This is a genomic window from Streptomyces tropicalis (assembly GCF_029269835.1).
GTDB classification, from domain to species: Bacteria; Actinomycetota; Actinomycetes; order Streptomycetales; family Streptomycetaceae; genus Streptomyces; species Streptomyces tropicalis.
Genome location: NZ_JARJBB010000006.1, coordinates 330,274 through 350,635, shown reverse-complemented (window position 1 = coordinate 350,635; position 20,362 = coordinate 330,274). Strand labels below are relative to the sequence as shown.

General features: G+C 70.0%; 18 protein-coding genes. 15 read left to right on the top strand and 3 right to left on the bottom strand.

Annotated features, from left to right (window positions below; translation table 11 throughout):
* Positions 1 to 58 precede the first annotated feature (58 nt).
* Positions 59 to 3,571, top strand: a complete 3,513-nt coding sequence (locus P3H78_RS15430) for a DNA polymerase III subunit alpha (RefSeq protein ID WP_276109543.1) — start codon at positions 59 to 61, stop codon at positions 3,569 to 3,571.
* Between the two features lie 51 nt (positions 3,572 to 3,622).
* On the opposite strand, the gene P3H78_RS15425 is transcribed toward P3H78_RS15430, so the two are convergent.
* Positions 3,623 to 4,255, bottom strand: coding sequence for a GNAT family N-acetyltransferase (locus P3H78_RS15425; RefSeq protein ID WP_276109542.1), 633 nt, complete (start codon positions 4,253 to 4,255; stop codon positions 3,623 to 3,625).
* A 362-nt stretch (positions 4,256 to 4,617) separates the two neighbouring features.
* Between P3H78_RS15425 and P3H78_RS15420 the strand changes: the two genes are divergently transcribed.
* The 4 genes from P3H78_RS15420 to P3H78_RS15405 all read left to right on the top strand — a co-directional run bounded on the left by P3H78_RS15420 (position 4,618) and on the right by P3H78_RS15405 (position 10,308).
* The gene (locus tag P3H78_RS15420; RefSeq protein WP_276109541.1) at positions 4,618 to 5,478 is read left to right on the top strand and encodes an esterase/lipase family protein; all 861 of its coding nucleotides are present in this window, start codon (positions 4,618 to 4,620) and stop codon (positions 5,476 to 5,478) included.
* A 908-nt stretch (positions 5,479 to 6,386) separates the two neighbouring features.
* The gene (locus P3H78_RS15415) at positions 6,387 to 8,948 is read left to right on the top strand and encodes a helix-turn-helix domain-containing protein (RefSeq protein WP_276109540.1); all 2,562 of its coding nucleotides are present in this window, start codon (positions 6,387 to 6,389) and stop codon (positions 8,946 to 8,948) included.
* A gap of 330 nt (positions 8,949 to 9,278) precedes the next feature.
* Entirely contained in the window at positions 9,279 to 9,740 is a 462-nt protein-coding gene (locus P3H78_RS15410; protein ID WP_276109539.1) for a GntR family transcriptional regulator, read from the top strand.
* A gap of 1 nt (position 9,741) precedes the next feature.
* On the top strand, positions 9,742 to 10,308 hold the full coding sequence (locus tag P3H78_RS15405; RefSeq protein ID WP_276109538.1) for an HD domain-containing protein: 567 nt from the start codon (positions 9,742 to 9,744) through the stop codon (positions 10,306 to 10,308).
* Here the strand turns inward: P3H78_RS15405 and P3H78_RS15400 are convergent.
* Complete coding sequence (locus P3H78_RS15400) at positions 10,296 to 10,769, bottom strand: NUDIX domain-containing protein (RefSeq protein ID WP_276109537.1); 474 nt, start codon at positions 10,767 to 10,769, stop codon at positions 10,296 to 10,298. The two genes, P3H78_RS15405 and P3H78_RS15400, sit on opposite strands and share 13 nt — an antisense overlap.
* A gap of 2 nt (positions 10,770 to 10,771) precedes the next feature.
* A complete protein-coding gene (locus tag P3H78_RS15395; protein ID WP_276109536.1) occupies positions 10,772 to 11,530 on the bottom strand; it encodes a helix-turn-helix domain-containing protein in 759 nt (252 codons plus the stop codon).
* Positions 11,531 to 12,189: 659 nt separating this feature from the next.
* Here P3H78_RS15395 and P3H78_RS15390 point away from each other — a divergent pair.
* The 10 genes from P3H78_RS15390 to P3H78_RS15345 all read left to right on the top strand — a co-directional run bounded on the left by P3H78_RS15390 (position 12,190) and on the right by P3H78_RS15345 (position 20,291).
* Positions 12,190 to 12,453, top strand: coding sequence for a DUF6284 family protein (locus P3H78_RS15390; RefSeq protein WP_276109535.1), 264 nt, complete (start codon positions 12,190 to 12,192; stop codon positions 12,451 to 12,453).
* Positions 12,453 to 12,740, top strand: a complete 288-nt coding sequence (locus P3H78_RS15385) for a DUF6303 family protein (protein WP_276109534.1) — start codon at positions 12,453 to 12,455, stop codon at positions 12,738 to 12,740. The genes P3H78_RS15390 and P3H78_RS15385 overlap by 1 nt, the downstream gene beginning before the upstream one ends.
* Positions 12,737 to 13,738, top strand: a complete 1,002-nt coding sequence (locus P3H78_RS15380) for a DUF2637 domain-containing protein (RefSeq protein ID WP_276109533.1) — start codon at positions 12,737 to 12,739, stop codon at positions 13,736 to 13,738. The genes P3H78_RS15385 and P3H78_RS15380 overlap by 4 nt, the downstream gene beginning before the upstream one ends.
* Positions 13,735 to 14,073, top strand: coding sequence for an RRQRL motif-containing zinc-binding protein (locus P3H78_RS15375; protein WP_276109532.1), 339 nt, complete (start codon positions 13,735 to 13,737; stop codon positions 14,071 to 14,073). Before P3H78_RS15380 ends, P3H78_RS15375 begins: the two co-directional genes overlap by 4 nt.
* A gap of 242 nt (positions 14,074 to 14,315) precedes the next feature.
* On the top strand, positions 14,316 to 15,719 hold the full coding sequence (locus P3H78_RS15370) for a hypothetical protein (protein WP_313884404.1): 1,404 nt from the start codon (positions 14,316 to 14,318) through the stop codon (positions 15,717 to 15,719).
* Between the two features lies 1 nt (position 15,720).
* On the top strand, positions 15,721 to 17,841 hold the full coding sequence (locus P3H78_RS15365) for a hypothetical protein (RefSeq protein WP_276109530.1): 2,121 nt from the start codon (positions 15,721 to 15,723) through the stop codon (positions 17,839 to 17,841).
* Between the two features lie 209 nt (positions 17,842 to 18,050).
* Positions 18,051 to 18,242, top strand: a complete 192-nt coding sequence (locus P3H78_RS15360) for a hypothetical protein (RefSeq protein ID WP_276109529.1) — start codon at positions 18,051 to 18,053, stop codon at positions 18,240 to 18,242.
* Positions 18,243 to 18,260: 18 nt separating this feature from the next.
* Entirely contained in the window at positions 18,261 to 18,764 is a 504-nt protein-coding gene (locus P3H78_RS15355; protein WP_276109528.1) for a hypothetical protein, read from the top strand.
* A gap of 17 nt (positions 18,765 to 18,781) precedes the next feature.
* Complete coding sequence (gene ssb, locus P3H78_RS15350) at positions 18,782 to 19,237, top strand: single-stranded DNA-binding protein (RefSeq protein ID WP_276109527.1); 456 nt, start codon at positions 18,782 to 18,784, stop codon at positions 19,235 to 19,237.
* A gap of 91 nt (positions 19,238 to 19,328) precedes the next feature.
* The gene (locus tag P3H78_RS15345) at positions 19,329 to 20,291 is read left to right on the top strand and encodes a bifunctional DNA primase/polymerase (RefSeq protein WP_276109526.1); all 963 of its coding nucleotides are present in this window, start codon (positions 19,329 to 19,331) and stop codon (positions 20,289 to 20,291) included.
* The last annotated feature ends 71 nt before the right edge of the window (positions 20,292 to 20,362 follow it).

Below are 20,362 nucleotides of genomic sequence, written 5' to 3'. Positions count from 1 at the left end.
GGGAGTTAGGAACTGATGTTCGAGGGCCGGTGAGGGTCCACACACGCGGGAGGTGCGGGTGCCGGGCTTCACGCATCTGCGCACCGTCTCCGGGTTCTCCCTGCGCTACGGCGCATCGCATCCGGAGCGGCTGGCCGAGCGCGCCGCCGAACGGGGCATGGACGCCCTCGCGCTCACCGACCGCGACACCCTCGCCGGCACGGTCCGCTTCGCCAAGGCCTGCGCTGCGGCGGGTGTCCGTCCGCTGTTCGGTGCGGAACTGGCGGTGGCCGGACCGGGGCCCCGCGGGCCGGACACGCCGGTGCGCCGGGAGCGGCGCCGGACGCCCGTGCGCGGCGGTGCCTTCGTCGACGAGTCGGCGGCCCGCGTCACCTTCCTCGCCCGGGACGGCGCCCGCGGCTGGGCCGACCTGTGCCGCCTGGTCACCGCCGCCCACGCCACCCGGCTCCCGGCCGGGACCGGACGGGAGGAGCGGGAGGGCCGGGAGGGGACGGAAGGCCGGGGAGTGCTTTCCGGTCCGCCCTCCTCGGACGCCCCGGTGCTGCCCCGGCCCGACCTCCACGCCGACGGCCTGACCGTCCTGCTCGGCCCGGACTCCGACGTGGGCCGTGCCCTGGCCGCCGGGCGCCCCGACCGGGCGGTCGCGCTGCTCGCCGCCTGGCGCGAGGTGTACGGCGACGCCCTGCGGCTGGAGGCGGTCTGGCACGGCCGCACCGGCACCGGCCCCGGCTCCCTGCGGCTCGCCGCCCGCACCGTCGGCCTCGCCGCCGAGCAGGGCGTGCGCCCGGTGCTCAGCAACGCCGTCCGGTACGCCGACCCCGGCCAGGGCCCGGTCGCCGACGTCCTCGACGCCGCCCGCCGGCTGGTCCCGATCGACCCGGCCGGGCCGCTGGACTCCGGTGAGGCCTGGCTGAAGGACGCCGGCGCCATGCTGCACACCGCCGAGCGGATCGTCGAGGCCGCCGGATTCCGCCGGGACGCCGCACACCGCCTGCTGGAGCAGACCCGGGACACCGCGGCCGCGTGCCGGGTCGACCCCGAGGACGATCTCGGCATGGGCTCCGTCCACTTCCCCGAGCCGCACCTCGTGGGCGCCGGCCGCCGCACCGCGCAGCGCGCCCTCGCCTCCCGGGCCGCGGCGGGCATGGTGCTGCGCGGCTATGCCGGCCGCCGCTCCTACTGGGAGCGGATGCACGACGAACTGGACGTCATCGCCCACCACGGCTTCGCCTCCTACTTCCTGACCGTCGCCCAGGTCGTCGACGACGTGCGGGGCATGGGCATCCGGGTCGCCGCCCGCGGCTCAGGCGCGGGCTCCCTGGTCAACCACCTCCTCGGCATCGCGCACGCCGACCCGGTCGAGCACGGGCTGCTGATGGAGCGCTTCCTGTCCAGGCGCCGTATGGTCCTGCCCGACATCGACATCGACGTGGAGTCCGCGCGCCGCCTGGAGGTGTACCGCGCGATCATCGGCCGGTTCGGCACCGAGCGGGTCGCGACGGTCGCCATGCCGGAGACGTACCGGGTCCGCCACGCCGTCCGCGACGTCGGCGCCGCCCTGTCCATGGACCCCGCCGAGATCGACCGCATCGCCAAGTCCTTCCCGCACATCCGCGCCCGCGACGCCCGTGCGGCCCTCGGTGAGCTGCCCGAACTCAGGGGGCTCGCGGGGGAGCAGGACCGGCACGGCCGCCTCTGGGACCTGGTCGAGGCCCTCGACGCCCTCCCGCGCGGGATCGCCATGCACCCCTGCGGGGTGCTCCTGTCCGACGGCTCCCTGCGCTCGCGCACCCCGGTCGTGCCGACCAGCGGCGAGGGCCTGCCCATGTCCCAGTTCGACAAGGAGGACGTGGAGGACCTCGGGCTGCTGAAGCTGGACGTCCTGGGGGTGCGGATGCAGTCGGCGATGGCGCACGCCGTCGCCGAGGTGGAGCGGACCACGGGGGAGCGGATCGACCTGGACCGGCTGCCGCCGGGAGACCCGGAGACGTACCGGCTCATCCGGTCCACCGAGACGCTCGGCTGCTTCCAGATCGAGTCCCCGGGCCAGCGGGACCTGGTCGGGCGGCTGCAGCCGGCCGACTTCCACGACCTGGTCGTGGACATCTCGCTGTTCCGGCCCGGGCCGGTCGCGGCCGACATGGTGCGGCCGTTCATCGAGGCGCGGCACGGGCGGGCGCCGGTGCGCTGCCCCCACCCGGACCTGGACGGGCCGCTGCGGGAGACCTACGGGGTCGTCGTCTTCCACGAGCAGATCATCCACATCCTGCACATCATGACCGGCTGCGGCCGGGACGAGGCCGACCGGGTGCGGCGCGGGCTGTCCGACGCCGAGTCGCAGGGGCGCATCCGGGTGTGGTTCGCCGAGCACGCGGCGGCGCGCGGCTACGACGCCGAGACGATCCGGCGGACCTGGGAGATCGTCGAGGCGTTCGGCTCCTACGGCTTCTGCAAGGCGCACGCGGTCGCCTTCGCGGTGCCGACGTACCAGTCGGCCTGGCTGAAGGCCCACCATCCGGCCGCCTTCTACGCGGGGCTGCTCACCCACGACCCGGGCATGTACCCCAAGCGGCTGCTGCTGGCGGACGCGCGGCGGCGCGGGGTGCCGATCCTGCCGCTCGACGTGAACCGGTCGGGCGTCATCCATCGTATCGAACTGGTGTCCGAGAGTCGGGAGTGGGGGCTGCGGCTGGCCCTCGCAGACGTGCACGGCATCGGCGGGGCCGAGGCGGCCCGGATCGCGGACGGGCAGCCCTACGCCTCCCTGGTCGACTTCTGGGAGCGGGCCCGCCCCAGCCGGCCCGTCGCCGGGCGGCTCGCACAGGTGGGCGCGCTGGACGCGTTCGGCGCCAACCGCCGCGACCTGCAACTGCACCTGACCGAACTGCACCGGGGCGCCCGGGGCGGGGGCGGAGGCCAGCTCCCCCTGGCGGGCGGGCGGAGCACCGCGCCCGCCGGGCTGCCCGACCTGTCCGACGCGGAGCGGCTCAGCGCCGAACTGGGCGTGCTGTCCATGGACACCTCACGCAACCTGATGGACGACCACCGCGCCTTCCTCGCCGAGCTCGGCGTGGTGCCGGCGCGACGGCTGCGCGAGGCACGGCACGGCGAGACGGTGCTCGTCGCGGGCGCCAAGGCGGCCACCCAGACCCCGCCGATCCGCTCCGGCAAGCGCGTCATCTTCAGCACGCTCGACGACGGCACCGGCCTGGTCGACCTGGCCTTCTTCGACGACTCCCACGACGTCTGCGCCCACACCGTCTTCCACTCCTGGCTGCTGCTGGTGCGCGGGGTGGTGCAGCGGCGCGGCCCGCGCAGCCTCAGCGTGGTGGGCGCCGCCGCCTGGGACCTCGCCGAACTGGCCGGGCTGCGCGCCGAGGGCGGGCTCGGCGCGGTGGCGGCGCGGCTGGCGCGGACGGACGCCGCACCCCGGGACGCGACGGAGGACGGCCGCCGCATCCGCATGTCCACCGGTTACGAGATGCACCCGTGGGCGGACCTGCGCCCCGCGGGCGAGGGCCCTACGACCGGCCGCAAGCTCTGGCACCGGAGCCCGGGGAGCGCGGGCTGACGCCCGGGTCCGGCGCCGCTGCCGTCCGGCGGCGCCGTCCGTCCGGGTCGCTCAGACCGGGCCGGACGCCCCGGCGTCCCCGGCGGCGGTGTCCGCCGGGTCGCCCTCGACCAGGGCGTGCAGGTGCTCGTCGTGCCAGCCGTCGCCGTGCAGCAGCGCGCTGCGCAGGGTCCCCTCGTAGGAGAACCCGGCCTTGACCGCCACCCGGCACGACGCCTCGTTCTCCACCGCGTGGCACAGCCGCAGCCGGTGCAGGCCGAGATCGTCCAGTGCCCACCGGACGACCCGCCGGGTGGCCTCGACGGCGACCCCGGCGCCACGCGCCGCGGCCGTCACCCAGTAGACGATCTCGGCGTCGCCGTTGTGGAGGTCGATGTCACCCCAGCCGATCAGCCCCAGGGCCTCGCCCCCGCCGGGCCGGGCCATCGCCCAGATCGCGCTCCGCTCGCCCCGCCAGCGCTCGTGCATGCGCTCGATCCGTTTCCGCCCCTCCTCCGGCGATCCCACGTGCAGCCGGTTCCAGTGCGCGATCGCCGGATCCCGGGCGGCGGCCACCAGGACCCCGGCGTCGCCGGGGTGCCACGGACGCAGCTCCAGGCCGCCGGGAAGGTCAAGAACCGGCTGTTCGGCGCGGGCCATCCGGCCCGCGGGAACGACGGGAGGCACGGGCGAACTCCTGATCATCACGGCATCGTTCCACAGCCTCCCGGGCCGTGGGGGCGCTGCCGGACGGCCGTCCGATTCCCGCCGTCGCTGGGCCGGTTGGGGCGGTGCGCGGGTGTGGGCCGCACGCATCGGGGAGGAGGAGGTGCGGGTGTTGCGGGAGGGTTTGGCGGGTCTCGCGCCGTAGGGTCCGGAACAGTCCGCCTGGTGAGGGTTCGTCAAAGAGCGTGCGACGGTGCGGTGAACAGCCGGAAGTTTTTACTGACGCGTAACTTCACACGTCGCCTACTCGTCCGTAACTTGACGAGTGAACAGCATCCTCGTGATCCGGATCACAGGGCGTAGTCCCCCACAACTCCCTTGAGCCGCAAGGAGATCACCCGATGCTGCCCTGGAAGCGCGCCCTCAGACCCCTGGCCGCCCTGGCCCTCGCCGCCGCCCTCGCCACCGTCCCCGCGGCCACCGCCACCGCCGACGACGCCCCGACCAGCGGCTGGAACGACTTCTCCTGCAAGCCCTCCGCCGCGCACCCCCGCCCTGTCGTCCTCGTCCACGGCACCCTCGGCAACTCCGTCGACAACTGGCTGGCCCTCGCGCCGTACCTGAAGAGCCGCGGGTACTGCGTCTTCTCCCTCGACTACGGCCAGTTGCCCGGCGTCCCCCTCTTCCACGGCCTCGGGCCCATCGACGCGTCCGCCCAGCAGCTGTCCGACTACGTCGACCGGGTCCTCGCCGCCACCGGCGCAGGCCGGGCCGACCTCGTCGGGCACTCGCAGGGCGGCATGATGCCCCGCTACTACCTCAAGTTCCTCGGCGGAGCCGGCAAGGTCAATGCGCTCGTCGGCCTCGCACCCGACAACCACGGCACCACCCTCAGCGGCCTGACCAAGCTGCTGCCCTACTTCCCCGGCGCCGCGGACCTGATCTCCGCGGCGACGCCCGGACTCGCCGACCAGGTCGCCGGATCCGCCTTCCTCACCAGGCTCAACGCGGGCGGCGACACCGTGCCCGGAGTCCACTACACCGTCATCGCCACCCGGTACGACGAGGTGGCCACGCCCTGGCGCAGTCAGTACCTGAGCGGCTCCGACGTGCACAACGTCCTGCTGCAGGACCTCTGCCCGCTTGACCTGTCCGAGCACGTGGCGATCGGGCTGTTCGACCGCATCGCCTTCCACGAGGTGGCCGACGCCCTCGACCCGGCCCACGCCACCGCCACCACCTGCGCGTCGGCGCTCAGCTGACGGGTGGTCGGGGCCTGCCCGGCCTGAGCCGCCGGGCAGACCCCGCGCATGAGGTACCCCGCCCTCCGCCACCGGCCCCGGCGCCCGCCGGCCTCCGCGCGCCGGGGGGCCGGGGCGAACAGGGCCAAGGGGGCGGGCACGGGGGAACTCCTCGTACGGTCCTGGGGCCGGGAAACCGGTTCCGGAGCGGCGGCTCCGGGGCCGGATCCCGTGGGGGGCGATCAGCAAGCTAGCCCCCGGGAACCGCGAATTCGCCTGCCGGAGGCGGTCGGAGGAGATCCTTATGGCGGCGTTAAGGTCGGACTAACCGGGGGCTCAGAAAGAGGGGGAGGGACACGGTGACTCACCTGCGACGGAACAGTGCGACCGTCCGTGCCGGTTCGGGGCGGTTCGTCGTCGGACGTCTTGGTTGGCTCCCCGATTGGCTCCCGGCGGGCGGCGCGCACGCGTTGCTTCGCTGAATCTGCGCAAATGGGTCCGGAGGCTCCTGCACCTCTCACGTTGGACCACCTCAGGGTCGTAGGTGTGGCTCGCCACCCTGTGCTAGATGTGCTCGGCCCGGCATCGAACGGAGATCGGTGATCATCGTTTGAGGGCTGTCAACGCCGTGGTGACACTGCAGGCCAGCGTCAGGGCCGCTCCGAACGCTGCGGCTGCCCGCGAGCAGGCGGCGGGGTAGGCGGCGCGATCTCGGCGTGCAAAAAACGCGGCAGCAACCGCGACAAGTGCAGCGAGCAACACGGCCGCGGCGCAGCCCAGAACAACAGCAGCAGAGTGGTCAGACACGATCGATCTCCTATCAGTGCGTCAATCTGTGCCGCTCAATCTCGTCAAGCTGCTGTTCGCTGTGGTCCGCGACGGTAGAACTGGTCGAAGACGAACAGGAGCGAACGACCACGGGGGATGGCATGGCCATGGATGATGAGTCGTCGCCTGAGGCGGCCCTGGCTGAACTACGTGCCCGTCTGGAGTGCGGGCTGGCGGAACGGGGCATGACGAAGACTGCCCTTGCACGGCGCTCGGGGTTGGGACGGACTGCTGTCAGCGAGGCGTTCAACACGTCCGCTCCTGCTCCCTCTGCCCGAACCGTTGGCGCGCTTGCCCGAGCACTTCACCTCGACGTGCAGGTTCTCCTGAAGCTCCGGACAACGGCTGCTGGCGTTCAACACGAGTTTTCAGGTGAGAGCGCGACCTCCCCGTCTGCGGGCATTGGGCGGCCAATCGTTGACTTTGACCCCCACGACCTTGAAGTTCATCCTGCCATCGATGTCGTGCCAGGCATGACCGGACTGGAGGGCGTGCAGGCTCGCCGGCTGCCTGGCTATGTACGCCGACACCACGATCGAGAACTGGATGACCTTGTTACGGCGGCAGCCGACGGCCAAAGCGGGATGGTCGTGCTGGTCGGGCCGTCCTCGACAGGGAAGACCCGCGCCTGTTGGGAGGCGATTCAACCTCTAGTGCCACGAGGATGGCGCCTCTGGCACCCTTTCGACCCCACACGAGCTGAAGCCGCCTTGAACGATCTCCAGCGACTGGCGCCGCGCACTGTGGTGTGGCTAAACGAAGCCCAGCATTACCTTGGTGCCGGCCAGGGGGTGGGGGAGCGTATCGCGGCTGCTCTTCGATCCCTCCTAGTTAACCGACAGGCCAGCCCCATCCTTATTTTAGGTACGTTGTGGAATAACTACGCGACTGACTACACGGCTCTTCCCGCACCGGGAAGGCCAGATGCGCACCCACAAACGAGGGAACTCTTGGCGGGACGCTTGATCTCGCTTCCCGACAGTTTTGATGCAGTGGCAATTAGAGAAGCCAGGCTCATGGCAAGCGCAGGCGACCCGCAACTGACTCAAGCGCTGAAACAAGCACAAGACGGACGCCTGACTCAATATCTAGCAGGCGCTCCCGCCTTGTCCGAGCGATACAAAATGACCGCTCCCGCCGCCCGGTCACTAATCCAGGCGGCCATGGATGGACGCCGCTTTGGCATCGGGAGCCATGTAGCGGGGAATTTCCTTGTTCATGCAATAGGAGACTATCTCGCGGATTCTGAATATGCAATCTTTGGTCCCAATTGGCTTGAGGAAGCCTTTCGGGAATCCAGTAGGCCAGTCCATGGAAATTTGGCGCCCCTGACGCTCGTTCGTCCTCGCGGCTCGTCTCCATTGCATCAGTCGCATCGAGTAAACGAGATTGGCGCCTATAAATACCGACTGGCCGACTCGCTCGAGCAGTTAGGAAGATTTGAGCGTGGCCAATTTTGCCCGCCAACCTCCTTCTGGGAGGCAGCTCATGAGCATCTAACAGATTCCATGGAGCTCGCAAATATAGCTGAAGCTGCTCATGATCGGTATCGACTTTACTGGGCTCATCGTTTAACCAGGCGAGTCGCGGAACAAGGAGATGCCTCAGCGTTGGCTGAGCTGGCTGATATATGGATGGAAGAGCATCCCGAACTGGCTGAACCCCTGTATCGACGGTCAGCTGAAATGGGAAATGCTTTCGCCATGAACGGGTTGGGATATTTTCGTGAAAGCGTCGGAGATAGAGAAGGTGCCGAGGAGTGGTATCGGAGAGCCTTCGAAGCTGGTAACGGTGAGTCCGCATGCCGTCTCGCCGAAATGTGTGAGATGTCGGGAGAGGTGGAAGCGGCGGAAAGGTTGTACCGGAAAGCCGTATATTTGGGGGACACGGAAGCTCTGGGATGTCTAGGGCGCATTATATCCAACAGGGGAGGAGATGCTGCCGAGGCCGTCTCCCTGTTGACTCGTTCGATCTGTCTCATGGTCCGTCAGGCTGCACGCGCAACGATAGGACGTCTGGATAGAGTAACGGGAGCGCAGTACTCGTCTGTGGGGTCGTGGCGCTCAAAGAAAGAGATGACGCAGCCGGTTTCCAGGATCGAAGAGAAGGGAGATGTAGGGGATTATGAAGGATTTTCCGAAGCTGTAGCGGATGCTAGTCGCAGTGGTGACACCTACGGCATCATGTGTCGCTATTTGTTGTTTGGGTCGGAAAATCGGGATCAAGCCGAAGAGATGCTGGAACGTGCCGGGCGGGATGGAAATGCATACGCCCTGATTGAATTCGCAAACAATAGGGAGAATAACGGTAGGCTGGGTGAGGCGGAAGCGTTATATCGAACGTTGCTTGACTCTGGCAATAATGCTCCGTTGGCCCCCCTCGCTGGATTGATGAAAAAATCTGGAAATATTAAAGAAGCTGAGTCTCTTTATTGGCGAGCAATTGAAGCGGGAAGTACGTATGCCATGTGTCGACTCAGTGAACTCAAAGAAGATATGGGTGACCACGCTGGTGCTGAGGAGATTGCGCTACAGGCTGCTAATGCCGGGGACGGAGCTGCCGTACGTGCGCTATCGAAGGCGAGAGCAAGACGCGAAGAGTTCGATGACCCGTGGCCGTATGGCCTCGACCCGGACGGCACGCCGACGGCTGAACCTTGGTAGCTGTGACGTGGCTCCTGGGGATCAGGTGGAGGGCGCCAGTATGTGAACGACCTGGACGCCAGAGGCCGCGTCTGCTCGGCTCAGCCTGGGGCGACGGTGGACGGGATGAGAGCCCCCGCGCAGGCCACAGCGAACTCGCAGTAGACAGCGGCGATCCCAGCGCCGGCGCTCAGCCGACTCATGTCTGACGGAGCGCGGGCGCAGTCGGACCTTGTGCAAGTAGAGAAGGTCCCATCAAGCCGACGAGGCAGCGGAGTCTGACCAACATCATGGTCCTGCCCAGCATGGGAAGCTGGGATAGGACGATTGGCTGAGGGAGAGGGAGAGCGGGTGTCGCAGCAGGCCAACCCTCGGGGAACCTTCCTGAAGATTGCTGACGCGCTGAAGACGCAGATTGAGGGAGACCCGGACATGACGGTGCTGCCGTCACTGACCGAGGTTGTGCGCGATTACAAGGTCTCGCGTGGCGTGGCTGTCCGCGCGTTCGGCGTGCTGAAGCAGGAAGGCATTGCCGAACCGGCGCCGGGCGAGCGGTGGCGCGTCGTGCGCTCGGGGGTGCAAGTCGAACGGCGTCCGCTCCATCAGAGGATCGCGGACGTCATCACGGCTGATGGGCTCGAAGTAGGGGAAGCCTTCCCGAGTGCTTCGGCGCTTGCCGAGCGGTTCGGCGTCTCACGTCCGACGGTAGCCAAGGCGCTGGAGAAGCTGGACGCCGCCGGCGTGCTGGCGGAGGGAGGGCAGGGCAAGGTGCGGACGGTCCGCGCCGTGCCGACGCGAGAGGAGTGTTCGTAGCTTGCCGAAGTTGACGGAGTGGGCTTATCCCCTAGCTGAGTCCCTGCTGGCTGAGCCGTTGCCGCGACGGTGGAAGCACTGCCTGGGGGTCGCAGAGAGGGCGCGTACGATCGCGCTCATCCTCGACCAGGACGCGGATCTGCTGGAGGCTACGGCGGTCCTGCACGACGTCGGCTACGCACCCGACCTGGCCAAGACGGGCTTTCATCCGTTGGACGGCGCACGCTATCTCCGGGACGTGGCTGGCGCAGATGAACGGGTGATCAACCTGGTCGCCCACCACTCCTGTGCCTGGATGGAGGCGGAAGCCCGAGGCATGCGCGAGGAGCTGGAAGGGGAGTTCCCCCGCGAGCGCGAGCACCTGAACGACGCCCTCTGCTACTGCGACATGAACACCACACCGGACGGTTCGCCGACGAACCCGATCGATCGGATCAACGAGATCGCGGGGCGGTACGGGCCGGACAGCCTGATCGGGCAGTTCATCCGCCGAGCCGAACCCGAGATCCTCGCGTGCACGTCTCGCGTGCTCGATCGGGTTGCCGCGGCCAGGCGTCAGCCGATGTAGGGAACCGGACGCGTCCGGTCCATGGCGTGCTCGATCCGGAGCCGCATGGTCGGGTGCACGTCCAGCGTCGCCAGGTCCGCGGGGGCGACCCAGCGGACCTGAGTCGTCTCGTTGCTCGTGCGGAGGTCGCCGCCGACCGGCCGGGCGCGGAAGCAGATACTGAACTGCTGCCGCACCTCGCCGTCGTCGTACTGCATCACGTGTCCGGGGTCCGTGTAGAGCCCGGACACGTCGGCCACTTCCACCTTGATCCCAGTCTCTTCCCAGACCTCGCGCACGACTGTGTCGCTGATGGATTCGCCCACGTCGTGCCCGCCACCAGGGAGTGCCCAGCGTCCGTTGTCAGATCGCTGAATCATCAGCACCTGGCCGGCGTCGTTCCGCACGAAGGCGACGACAGACGGTACAACCGAGTTGGCCGGCGGGGCATCGGGATCATGCAGGTAGTCAATGCGTCCCATGCTCAGGCTCCTGTGAGGTCTCGATCTGTGACCTGGCGGGCACCGCCCCAGGTCTGCTCGATGCTATTCGCGTAGGTGTCGAACAGGCCGCCGCCCGGCATGCGCCGGAGGTGAAAGACCGGCGCCATGTAGGCCCCGATGCCGTAGACATGGGGGTTGACGAGCATCTCGTCATCCGACCGATATACGGAGTTGTAGAGCGTCGTTGCATGTAGCCGGAAGCCGATTTCTGGGTGGCTCTCGAAGAGGGGCCTGTAGTTAACCAACGCGTTCCGGATCTTGCCGTCCATGATCCGGTGCCCTTCATCGATGCCGCGCTGCCGGACCGCTTCGCACTCCGGGTCCCCCAGCAGGATGCGCACCTGGGTGGCCCCTTCCACCTTTCTCTTCAGGAGGTCGAGGAAAACAGGATCCTCGGACAGGAAGAGCCCCGAGTAGACGAGCACATCTAGGTTGCCCTCTGCACGTGCGTAGAGGTCACGCCAGAGACCTGAGGGCACAGTGTGCCGATGCGGGTAGACCGCAATGATCTCAGCCTTGGTCAAGTCCGTCGCGCTGTCGACAGCACGACTGTCATCCCAGAGCGTCGTCACGTCGACCTTCAACGCCGCCGCGGTCGCGTACTGGTGACGCCGGTACGGAACCTTGCCCTGCGTGATCCAGCGCTCGACAGTCTTCGGGTTGACCTCGATCAGCTCGGCGAGGCTCTGCACAGTCATGCCCCGCGCGAGGAGGGCGGACCGTAAACGCTCGTTCGACATCTGCACCACCGTCGGGACCTCTAGGGACTTCTTGACCGTAGTCAGAAGTCCTACAGCTGTCCATGCCTGGGGTAACCAACGCCCCTGATCTGCACCGATTCTGAATGTGCGCCAAGAAGTTCCGGCGCGAGACCAAGGGGTTCCAGCAACGTACTTGACGAACCCTTATGCAGTACCTGTAAAACAGGTACTGCAACGCTGAAGGCAAGCAACTCGGCAGAAGGCGACTTCATGCCGCATGCGCAGATGGCGGGGACGCTGCAATCCCGCTAAAGGCCAGGTGGAACAGGGTTCCGACCCGTACTGGCGAGGTGGCCCGGCGACCGCGAGCAACGGCCGGAGAGTGGGGACACAGTCCCCCTTGCAGTGCGTATCCCCTGATCAGAGCCCTGAAGGAGTGGAAGTGAGTCGACGACATACGACGGTGCTGCCGGACGGACCGGCCGGCAGCACCGCAGTACCTGTTCCGGTCCGTTCTGGCTTCGCGGCGCTTGGCGCTGCGGCCGGCTGCCTCTCCCGCCCGTGTTCCGGTCCGCTTGTGCGGCCGGGGATAGGCGGGGGTGCGGGGAGTCGGAGCCGCCGACCCCACGGCGAGCGGCTCCCGGGGTGCCACCCGGGAGCCGCGTTCGGGCCGTTCCCAAGCGAAGGAGTCACGACCCATGGAGTACATCGGTGCTGTTCAGGCGGTTGTTACCGCTGCTGAGTACGACCGCGAGCCGACGGCTGCGGAGCTGGACGCGATCGACGCGGAGATGCCGCTGATCTCCGCTGAGGTGGAGCTGTTGGACGTGCGGATCGCCCTCATGGACCGACCCGCCAACCCCCTGGCCACGCGGCGGCTACGCAGGGCGGAGCACCGCGTGATGGCTGCCCGGCGCGACCTGGCCAACCGTGGCGGCGCCGGCATGCCGGAGGTCGCGTGATGCCGAAGGAGTTCACCGCGCAGATCGCGGTTCGGCGGGGCTGCGGCCGGTGGCGCCTGTACGTGGCGCTGCTGAACACCACCGCCCCCTGGCCCGAGCGCATGTTCAACCGCACGGTGCCGACGTTCACGCAGCGCACGGAAGCACTTAGCGCGCTGGGCTACGAGCCGGTGCCGGACGCTACGTGGACGTGGGAGGAGCACGGCGAGACCCACGGCGATCCCTCTTCGCCGGTCTTTCTGTTCGCCTCGATCCGGGTGCGTTCACGGGCGGGGGTGGTCGCGTGAACGCCGTTCATATCCGTTCAGCCGAGCGCGCGCTGTCGGCCGGGACGTGGCTGATCGTGGCCGGGGCGATGCTCTACTCGGTCCTCACCGTCACACCCCTCGCCGCCCAGCACACCCCCGCCCGGTGGGACTGGACCGCGCCGATCCTGCCGCTCGTGGTCGATGCCGCGGTGGTCATCGTGGTCCGCCTGGACGCGGTCCTCGCCCGGCTCGGCGGACACGGCGGCCGGTGGCCCGTCGTCCTGCGGTGGATGACCGGCTGCATGACCCTCGCCCTCAACGTCGCCGACTCAGCCCTGAATAACGACCTGGTCGGCGTTGCCGTGCACGCGGTCGCACCACTCCTGCTCATCGTCACCGCAGAGACCGGACTCGCCTACCGCCGCGCGATCACAGCGGCCGTGACGAGGCTGGAGGCCGAGCAGCGCGCCGAACACGAAGCCCGCGAGCGGGCCGCGGTCGAGCGCCGTGAGGCGGCCGAGCGGCGGGCCGGGGAGGAGCGCGAGCACGCGGCGATGCTGCTGCGTGAACAGCGTGAGCATGAAGCCCGGCTGGCCCGTGAGCAGACCGAGCGGGAGGAAGCCGCCCGCCGCGCCGAACGGGCCGAACAGGTGGAGCGGGAGCGGGTGGAGCGGGAGGCCCGTGAACGCCGTGAGCGTGAGCGTGAACAGCAGCAGCGCGAGCGTGAACGCGTCGAGCGGGAGGCCGCTCAGCGCCGGGAGCGGGAGCGGCTGGAGCGTGAGCAGGAGGCGCGCCGGCAGCAGCAGGAGCGGGCCGAGCGTGAACGACGTGAACGCGCCGCGCTCCTCGCCGCCGGCCCTGCCTCCGAGAAGCTCCCGGAGGACCGGGCCCGTCTCGTGGTGCATGCGGCGTTCGGTGAGGGCCTGCCGGTGCGGGCGGCTGCGGAGCTGTGTGGCTGGTCGGTCGGCTGGGTTTCGGCCCGCTACGCCGAGCACCGCGACGGCACCGGACTCGTTCTCGAAGGCACGTCGTCGTGAGCACGCTGCCGGTGTACCGGTGGCGTCTCGCCCCGGACGGGTTGGCCACGCGCCGCCAGCTGCGTGCGCTCGGGATGCGGCCCGGTGGTCAGGACGTGGCTGCGCAGGTCGAGCGGCCGCGGCGCCGTCGCGGTCCGCTGGTCGCCTACCTGTATGCGGTCGAGCAGGCCAAGCCCGTCCGGCCTATGGCCCCCGCGAAATGGGCGGCCCTGGCGAAGGCGAATGCCGCCCGGCGCACCTGTCCGCAGTGCGGTCGAGACGCCGGATACGTCATCCCCACGGCTCTTGGTGCCTGCGGGGCCTGCGCCTACCCCGAGGAACAGCGCGCTGCTTAAGCCCTGTTGGCAGGCCCGGCCGGACGACTTCCTACGGCCCCGGCCGGGCCCTACTCCCGTGAAGGAGTGCTCTCAGCATGACGGATCTCAGCACTGAGCCGGTAGCCGTCGAGGCTGCCCCGACCGCACCGCCCCCGCCGGACGCTCCCTCTCCGGGCGCGGACGGGAAGGAGGTGGAGCACACGCCCGGTGGCTGGCCGGTCGTCCCTCTCGCCCTGTCCGGGGCGAACACGACCGTGAGCATGGTCGCTGCCGCCTCGCTGGCCGGCGGGCCCATCGCGGCCGCGGTCGCCGCTACCGGCGCGGTGGTTCTGGGCACGGTCGCCGCCAACCGCTCCCGCAAGCCCAACCCGCGCCGAGACGCCCGGCGAACCGCGGCCCGCGTCGCCGGCCGCTCGGCCGCCCGCACTGCGGCGCTGCGCCGCGGCGGCGCCGGAGCCGGAGGCGGCCGGGTGGGAAGCCGCGCGGCTGGCCGTTCCGGCGGTCGGTCGAGCGGCGTGCCAGGCCAGCGCCGGGCCACTGGCCTGGCCGCCCGCAACGGCAGCACCGGAGTCAGCCCGAAGACCGGCCGCAAGCTCGGGTCGGGCTTGTCCAAGCCCGCGGCCGGCGGCGCCGGTAGGGGTGCCGGGCGGGCCGGGCAGGTCAAGGCCCTGCGTGCCGGGCAGAAGGCCGCAGGCGGATCCCGCGGGGACAAGCGGGCGCAGACGACCGCGGCCCGCAGGGCGGTAGCCGACGCTCGGCGCAACGCCAAAAGCACGCCCGGTACCAGCCTGGGCAAGCGCACCAAGGGCACAGGCAGTGGTCGGCTGTTGGGCGGTGCCGCCCGCAAGGCGCGCGCGGCACGAGACGCGGCGGCCGCAAAGCACCGCACGAAGCGGGACGCGAAGACTGGCGCCACTGTCGCCGCGCAGCGCGCCGCGGTCCGTAAGGCCCCCGCTCGCCGGGCGGCCCGGCAGGCGCTGCGCCGGTCCGCAGCCCGCTTCCACGGCCGCCGCCTGCTCGCCGCCCTGCTGGCTCTGCCGGTCGGTCTCATCGGCTGCCTGACCACGCCAATCGGCCGCAAGCTCGGCATCGGCTGGCTGATGTATCCCGGCCGCCGCCTCTACCGGCGCCTGGCCGGTCTCGCAGTCGAGCAGCGGGCCGCGCGTGATGAGGCGATCCGCCAGGAGCAGGCCGAGCAGGAGGCCAGCGCCGACGCGGAGGCCGCCAAGGACGGCTCGGACGGTATTGCGGACGGCGTCGAACGGCCCGCGGTCACGGTCCCCACCAGCACCAATCCCGAGGTGAGTGAAGGAGAGCACGTGTCCGGTTTCCGGTTCGAGGAGGCCGCTTCCGAGATGGAGCAGGCCGCCACCCAGTACGACCCCGAGAACGCCATGGAGATCCTCGCCATGGTCGAAGGGCTGCCGGCCGCGCTCACGAGCGTGGCGAACGTGATGAAGACCCTCGCGGAGCGCTCCGACAGTGAGTTTCCGCTGGAGAAGGAGGTCGCGGACGGCTTCAACGACATCTTCGGCGCCCTGATGAGCGCCGTCGCCGTGGCGGAGGACATGGGCCCGCTGTTTAGGCAGGCCCACGAGCAGGACATCGCCCGCCACGAAGACCCCCGCAACGGCACCGAAGCCGAGAAGGGCTGGAACGTCTGAGATGAGCAGCACCGCCACCGCCAAGCAGGCTGCCGGCAGTGGCCCGGTGCTGGACTGGGCTGCCGGTCACGGACCCGTGACCGGCGCCCTGTCCGCCACCACCGGAGCCTTCGCCGTCGCCACCACCGGCGCCGCCACCACAATGCCACCCGGCTGGGCCCTCGCCGTCGGCACCGCCGGAGCACTCGGCCACACCATCGCCGGACTACGCGTCCGCAACGCGGGCCGCACCCTCGCCGCCCGCGCCGGATCCTGGCTCGTGGGCGCCGGGTGGACGACCTGGGCCATGACCCACGGTCCCCTCACCTGGGCCGCCCTCGGGTCGCTGGCCACCATCGGTGTCGGTATCGGCGCCGCCACCCGCTCCACCAACCTCTACGAAGAAGCCCGCGAAGAAGAAGCCCTCGCAGCCGAGCAGCGCGCCATCGCCGCGGAGCTGTCTGCGGAGCGGCGGGCGATCGCGGCGGAGTGGGTGGACCGTATCCAGCGCGTGTGCAGCATCTCCGTGCGTGTGGTGGGGGTGGAGCGTTGGGAGACCGGGACCGGGTACTCCATCGATGCCGAACTGCCGCCGGGCGGCGCGACCTGGAACAAGATTGCCGCGGAGTCGGCGCGGCTGTCCGCGGATGCGCGGCTGCCGCACGGCTGCACCGCCACCGCCTCCCCCGGCATCCACCAGGGCCGGGTCATCGTCGATGTGACCACGGTCAACGTGCTGGAGGAGGAGCGGACCTACCCGGCCGACTACGGGCCGCTGTCCCTGCACACCGGCATCCCCTGGGGATATCGCACCAACGCCGAGGAGATCCGCACCTACCTGCGCGAGCAGTGCGCGCTCATCGTCGGGCCCACGGGGTCGGGTAAGACGAACCTGGTCCACTCCATCCTGGCCGGGTTCGCCCGCGCCGAGGACATGCTCACCTGGGTGATCGACCTCAACGCCGGCAGCGCCGGCCTGCCCTGGGTCCTGCCCGCCCTCAACGGCGAGATTCAGGCCGAGGACGGCAAGCCTGTCCGGCCGGGCGTCGACTGGCTCGCCGGGACGTTCGACGAGGCCGTGACGATGCTGGAGACCGCGGTGAAGGTCGCCAAGCAGCGCAAGATGGGCTATCAGGACCTGCTCGCCAAGGCGAACACGGACCTGCTGCCCATCAGCGCGAAGATTCCACAGATCATGCTGGTCATCGACGAGGGCGCGGAGATCCTGGCCAGCCCGGACCGGCAGATGCGCAAGCTCGCCGAGCGGATCCTTGAGGTCATCCGGATCGCCCGCGCCATGGGCATCCGCACCGTCCTCACCGCCCTCGGCGCGACCGGCTCGGTGTTGAGCAACCTGATGATCCGCCGGGAGGCCAAGGTCCGGGTCGCCCTGACCGGGGGCGAGACCGAGGGCATGGACCTGTCCAAGATGTTCCCCGGCTCCCGCGGGCTGCGCGTCGACCAGGCCCCCTACAAGGGCGCCGGGTTCATGGGCACCCCCGAGTCATCGGCCGCGCTGTTCAAGGCGTGGCGGATCCTGCCCGACCAGATCCGGGAGATCATCGCCGCCACATCCGACCGACACCCCGTCCTGGACGAGGTGTCGGCGAAGGCGGCCGGCCCCGCCTACGCCCGCCGCTGGGATGCCGACCGCACCGCCTGGATGCTCGACCGCACGCCCGCCGAGGAGCCGACCGACAACGGCACCCCGGCCGGAGCGTTGAACCTCTCCGCTCTGCGGCAGGAGCGGCTGGCGGAGAAGGCCTCGCCGGAGGACGAGATGCTGCGGCGGTTCCGGGAGCAGATCGACGCCGAGTTCGGCACCGCCCCCGACCCGCGCACCCCCGCCCCGGACGGCCCGCCGCCCGCGGCGGCCGGGTTGAACCTGTCGGCACTGCGGGGCGAGCAGGACAGCCCCGCGCAACAGGATGCGCTCGCGCTGCTGCTCGCCGCCGGACGCGAGGGCACCGGAGCGTCCGCGATCGCCCGCGCACTCGCTAACGCCCACGGCACGAACCGTCAGACGGTAGTCGGCTGGCTCAAGACCTGGGTGCAGGACGGTACCGCCGTCCGGATCGGCGAGGGCACCAAAGCCCGCTACGTCCACCGCCACCACGCCCCCGAACAGCCCGGCGAGGACTGATCACTTGTCGCTTGTCGATCGCCCCAAACGCAAGCCGCCGGGTCGGTCCTGGAGGCCCGGAAACGGCTTGTGACCTGCATGGCGACAAGCGACAAGACAAGACAAGCGACAAGCCGCACGACAAGACAGAAGACAAACAACGCGACAAGCCACAGCGCGGGCAGCACCCGGCGGGTGCTGCCCGCGCGATGTCTCCCGGGAGGTCGTTCGTGATCGTGACCCTGTCCGCCGTCGCACTCTTTGGGGTGCTGGCCTTCGTCCTGCTGCGCGGCCGCTATGTCGGCCCGTTCAGCGCCCTCGTCCTGTTCTTGTTCGGCTTCTTCACCGCCGGCACCGGAGCCGCCGGCCCCGTCCGCGCCCTGTGCCGCGCTCTCGTCGAAGCCGCCCAACAACTCACCTGACCAAGGCAGGAGCCCTCCATGCCCGACCACGACCAGCCCACCGCCTGGCACCCGCACCTGACCGACGCCGAAGCCACCGCGGAAGCCCGCCGCATCCTCACCGAGGCATACCGGCCCACCCCGCAGATACCGACCGCCTACCGCGACCCGAGCCCCCTACCCGCCTACGGCAGCACGCCCCCGGTCCTGCAGCCGGACCGGCGGATCGTCCCGCCGTGGGCCGCGGGCACGGCCGTCGTCGGTATCGGCGTCGGCGCCGGATGCGTCGGGCTCGGCTGCGGGATCTGGCTCGCCTGCCAGGGACTCGCCGCCGTGACCCTGACCAGCGTCCTGTTCATCACCCTCCCCATCGCCGCCCTCGCCGCCGTCACGGCCGCGGTCGGCTCCGCGGTCCGCTCACTCAAGACGGTCCGCACCGAGACCCACCACCACTACGCCGGCCCGGTCCGGCAGGAGACCAACACCATCACCGCCCCCGCCTACGGGCTGATCGCCCGCAACCGCAACACCCTGTCCCGCTGACCGGAAGGAACGCTCACATGTCGTTCGGAGAGACCCCCGTGACCCTCGTCGGCAACCTGACCGACGACCCGGAGCTGAAGTTCACCGAGGGCGGCGCCGCGCTCGCCAAGTTCACCATCGCCGTCACCCCGCGCAGCTTCGACCGCACCTCGAACCAGTGGAAGGACGGCACCACCGCCTTCTACCGCTGCGCCGCCTGGCGCACCCTGGCCGAGCACATCGCCGACAGCCTGAAGAAGGGCTCCCGCGTCGTCGCCTCCGGGCGGATGCGGCAGCACGACTGGACCACCGACCAGGGCGAGAAGCGCTCCATGCTCGCCGTCGAGGTCGACGACATCGGCGCCTCCGTCCGCTTCACCACGGTGCAGATCAACGCCAAGCACGCCACGGCGTCCGGCCCGGCCGGCGACGACCCGTGGGCCGCGGCCAACAGCTCCGCCGCCGCGGGAGCGGACGCCGAGCCCCCGTTCTAGCTACGCCAAGGGCGGCCCCCTCGTCTCGCCAAAGTCGCGGGGCCGCCCTTGCCCAACCAATCCAGATCAGATCTGTTGGAGGTCTTCCAGCATGACCCAACCCACCGGCATCCGGCGAGCCTTACAGACGGCTCCGCTGCACATCGAACCGCTGACCGTGGACCTGGAATCGCTGCACCTGTTCACCGCGGCCCTGCTCGCCGCAGAGCGCGACTGGCCCGTCATCCCCCTGCACCCCGGCACCAAACGGCCCGCCGGACACCCCGAACGGACCTGCCCCCACACCGGCCGCTGCGCAGACGGGCACCGCACCCCCGAGCAGCGCGCCACCACCGACCCCCAACTCATCCAGATGGCATGGGCGAACCGCCCCTACAACGTCGGCATCGCCACCGGCCCCGCCGGCCTGCTCGTCGTCGACCTCGACGTGCCCAAGCCAGGAGAAGAAGGAGCGCCTGACGGCGCCACTTCCTTCACGGCGCTCTGCGAGCGCGCCGGACAGCCCAACCCGCTCACCTACCAGGTGCGGACCCCCAGCGGGGGACGACACCTGTACTTCACCACCCCACCCGGCGCGCGGCTGAAGTGCAGCGTGAAGCGGCTAGCCCCGCACATCGACACCCGCGCCTGGGGCGGATACGTCGTCGCCCCCGGCAGCACCACCCCCGAGGGCACCTACGACATCGCCGAGCTGGCGCCCGTCGCCCCGCTACCCGTCTGGCTCGCCGACGTGCTCGCCGGGCCCGCGAAGCTCGAAGCCGCGACGGTGCCCGGGCGGGTGGGGGACGGCACCAAGGCTGCCCGCACCGCGCTGGAGCGGGAGTGCGCGGTCATCCGGGCCGCCAGTGAGGGCGGGCGGAACACCACCATGTATCGCAGCACGTGCAAGGTGGCCCGGTTCGTCGCCTGGGGACACATCGCCCGCCACACGGTCGAAGAAGCAATCCAGGCGGCGGGGGAATCGGCGGGACTGCCGGCGGCCGAGTGCCGCACGACGATCCGCAGCGCCATGGAATGGCTCCTCGCCAACGCCACACCGCGGGATGCCGTATGACCGGCCCCCGCTCCCCCCGCCTGGATTGCCTCACCCCCACCACCGACCGGCCGTACGACGCCCCGCCGACC

Excerpts from the sequence above, each read along its gene's own strand:
- P3H78_RS15415 (WP_276109540.1), top strand. The coding sequence starts at position 6,387 with ATGGCCATGGATGATGAGTCGTCGCCTGAGGCGGCCCTGGCTGAACTA.
- P3H78_RS15365 (WP_276109530.1), top strand. The coding sequence starts at position 15,721 with ATGAGCAGCACCGCCACCGCCAAGCAGGCTGCCGGCAGTGGCCCGGTG.
- P3H78_RS15370 (WP_313884404.1), top strand. The coding sequence starts at position 14,316 with ATGGTCGCTGCCGCCTCGCTGGCCGGCGGGCCCATCGCGGCCGCGGTC.
- P3H78_RS15420 (WP_276109541.1), top strand. The coding sequence starts at position 4,618 with ATGCTGCCCTGGAAGCGCGCCCTCAGACCCCTGGCCGCCCTGGCCCTC.
- ssb (WP_276109527.1), top strand. The coding sequence starts at position 18,782 with ATGTCGTTCGGAGAGACCCCCGTGACCCTCGTCGGCAACCTGACCGAC.
- P3H78_RS15395 (WP_276109536.1), bottom strand. The coding sequence starts at position 11,530 with ATGTCGAACGAGCGTTTACGGTCCGCCCTCCTCGCGCGGGGCATGACT.
- P3H78_RS15345 (WP_276109526.1), top strand. The coding sequence starts at position 19,329 with ATGACCCAACCCACCGGCATCCGGCGAGCCTTACAGACGGCTCCGCTG.
- P3H78_RS15425 (WP_276109542.1), bottom strand. The coding sequence starts at position 4,255 with ATGATCAGGAGTTCGCCCGTGCCTCCCGTCGTTCCCGCGGGCCGGATG.
- P3H78_RS15390 (WP_276109535.1), top strand. The coding sequence starts at position 12,190 with ATGGAGTACATCGGTGCTGTTCAGGCGGTTGTTACCGCTGCTGAGTAC.
- P3H78_RS15400 (WP_276109537.1), bottom strand. The coding sequence starts at position 10,769 with ATGGGACGCATTGACTACCTGCATGATCCCGATGCCCCGCCGGCCAAC.
- P3H78_RS15385 (WP_276109534.1), top strand. The coding sequence starts at position 12,453 with ATGCCGAAGGAGTTCACCGCGCAGATCGCGGTTCGGCGGGGCTGCGGC.
- P3H78_RS15355 (WP_276109528.1), top strand. The coding sequence starts at position 18,261 with ATGCCCGACCACGACCAGCCCACCGCCTGGCACCCGCACCTGACCGAC.